This is a genomic window from Hansschlegelia beijingensis, from assembly GCF_045505405.1.
GTDB lineage: Bacteria > Pseudomonadota > Alphaproteobacteria > Rhizobiales > Methylopilaceae > Methylopila > Methylopila beijingensis_A.
Genome location: NZ_JBJKEX010000404.1, coordinates 1 through 2,556, shown reverse-complemented (window position 1 = coordinate 2,556; position 2,556 = coordinate 1). Strand labels below are relative to the sequence as shown.

The following is a 2,556-nucleotide window of genomic DNA, read 5'->3' as shown; positions in this document are numbered from 1 at the left end:
CCCGCGTGCGCGCGCTCGCGCCTTCGGCCACGATGGTCGGGCTGTCCGCCACCGTGCGCGATCCGGATGAGCTTCGCCGCTGGCTCGTCGACCCGCGCCGCGGGCAGGCGCTGGCCGATCTGGTCGAGGTCAGAGGAGGCGCCGCGCCGGTCATCGACGTCCACGAGACCGACGAGCGCCTGCCCTGGGCCGGGCACTCGGCGGCGCACGCCATGCCGGCGGTCTACGAGGCGATCCGGAAGCATCGCACCACGCTCGTCTTCTGCAACACCCGCGCCTTCGCCGAACTCGCCTTCCAGGAGCTGTGGCGGATCAACGACGACAATCTGCCGATCGCTCTGCATCACGGCTCGCTCGACGTCGGCCAGCGCCGCCGGGTCGAGGCCGCGATGGGCGAAGGCCGGCTGCGCGCGGTCGTCTGCACCTCGACGCTCGACCTCGGCATCGATTGGGGCGACGTCGACCTCGTGGTGCAGGTCGGCTCGCCGAAGGGTTCCTCCCGCCTGCTGCAGCGGACCGGCCGCGCCAACCACCGGCTCGACGAGCCCTCGAAGGCGCTGCTGGTGCCGGCGAACCGGTTCGAGGTCATCGAGTGCGAGGCCGCGCGCGAAGCCGCGCTCGCCGGCGAGCAAGACGCCGAGGCCGCCAAGCCCGGCTCGCTCGACGTGCTGGCGCAGCACGTGCTCGGGGTCGCCTGTGGAGGGCCGTTCGACGAGGACGCGCTCTACCGGGAGGTGACGTCGGCCGCCCCTTACGCCGACCTCGACCGCAAGACCTTCGCCGAGGTGGTGCAGTTCGTGGCGACCGGCGGCTATGCGCTGCGCGGCTATGAGCGCTTCGCCAAGATCCGGCGCACCAAGGACGGGCTGTGGCGCGTCTCGAACCCGATGGTGGCGCAGAGCTGGCGGCTCAATGTCGGCACCATCGTCGAGGCCACCATGCTCAAGGTGCGCTTCGCCCGCTCCAAGGGGCCGGTCGGGCGGATGGCGGGCGGCCGCGTCATCGGGCAGGTCGAGGAATATTTCGTCGAGACCCTGACGCCGGGCGACACCTTCATGTTCGGCGGAGAGGTGCTGCGCTACGTGGCGCTGGTCGAGAACGAAGTGTTCGTCACCCGCGCCGTCTCCGAGACGCCCAAGGTCGCGGTCTACGCCGGGGGCAAGATGCCGCTCACCACCGGCATCGCGGCCCATGTGCGCGCCGCGCTCGCGGACCCCGCCCGCTGGAGCGCGCTGCCGACGCAGGTGCGCGAATGGCTCGGCTTCCAGCAGGAGCGCTCGCTGATCCCGCAGCCCGACCAGCTGCTGGTCGAGACCTTTCCACGGGGCGGCCGGCATTTTCTCATCGCCTACCCCTTCGAAGGCCGGCTCGCGCATCAGACGCTCGGCATGCTGCTCACGCGCCGGCTGGAGCGCGCCCGCGCAAAGCCGCTCGGCTTCGTGGCGACCGACTATGCGCTCGCGATCTGGGGCCTGGGCGATCTCGGCGCGATGATCGACGAGGGCGCCCTGTCGCTCGACGCGCTGTTCGACCAGGACATGCTCGGCGACGACCTCGAGGCCTGGATGGCCGAGAGCGCGCTGATGAAGCGGACCTTCCGCAACTGCGCGATCATCGCCGGCCTGATCGAGCGGCGCTTCCCCGGCAAGGAGAAGACCAGCCGGCAGGTGACCATGTCGACCGACCTCGTCTACGACGTGCTGCGCCGGCACGAGCCCGACCACCTGCTGCTGCGCGCCGCCCGGGCCGACGCCGCGCGCGGGCTGATCGACCTCGAGCGGGTGGCGGAGTTTCTGGCGCGCGCGCGCCGGCGCATCGTCCACCGCGCACTCGACCGGATCTCGCCGCTCGCCGTGCCGATCCTGCTCGATGTCGGCCGCGAGCAGGTCTATGGCGAGGCGCAGGACGCGCTGCTGCGCGAGGCGGCCGAGACTCTGGTCGCGGAGGCGATGGGTCCGCGGTGAGGACATCGGCGGTATCCCACGATGGACCGCGCCGAACAGTTCCTGCTACGTTCCGCGCGATGATTCTCTCCGCCCTCCTCCGCCGCGACGAAATCGAGCCGACGCTCTCCATCGCGGGAGCGACGCTCGTGGCCGACGTTTCGGGGGCGCTCTACGAGCCGGACTCGGGCGCGCTGATCGTCGCGGACCTGCATCTCGAGAAGGGCTCGTCCTTCGCGCGCCGCGGCCAGTTCCTGCCGCCCTACGACACCGCGACCACGCTCCGCGGGCCGCGGCGAGCCTCAGCGCGTTGACGCGGCTCGGCCATGTCTGCGTCCGGACCGCATGAGCCGGCGCCCGGCCGCCGGCGGGGGCGACCACGAGATCGGGAGGAAAGCGGCCGATCCGGTCGCCGATGAACACGGTCACGACGCCGCCGCCCGACGCCTTCTTGATCCGCGCCAGATAGGGGGGCGCGATCCTCCCCGCCGTACTTCGAACGACGCTGCTTGCGGTTCTTCACGCCCTGCGTGTCGAGCACGCCGCGGAGGATGTGGTAACGCACGCCCGGAAGGTCCTTCACGCGGCCGCCGCGGATCATGACCACCGAGTG

1 protein-coding gene and 2 pseudogenes are annotated in these 2,556 nt (G+C 71.5%); 2 read left to right on the top strand and 1 reads right to left on the bottom strand.

Annotation, left to right across the window (positions count from 1 at the left end):
* Together ACIKT0_RS16750 and ACIKT0_RS16745 are read left to right on the top strand one after the other, a co-directional pair.
* Window positions 1–1,964, top strand: a 1,964-nt coding sequence (locus tag ACIKT0_RS16750; RefSeq protein WP_407106513.1) for a ligase-associated DNA damage response DEXH box helicase, incomplete at its 5' end; no start/stop codon positions are given.
* A gap of 59 nt (window positions 1,965–2,023) precedes the next feature.
* Window positions 2,024–2,227 (top strand): annotated as a pseudogene (locus tag ACIKT0_RS16745) (ligase-associated DNA damage response endonuclease PdeM); the annotation flags it as partial.
* 197 nt (window positions 2,228–2,424) lie between these two features.
* On the opposite strand, the pseudogene rpsL reads toward ACIKT0_RS16745, so the two are convergent.
* A pseudogene (rpsL, locus tag ACIKT0_RS16740) lies at window positions 2,425–2,556 on the bottom strand (30S ribosomal protein S12); the annotation flags it as partial.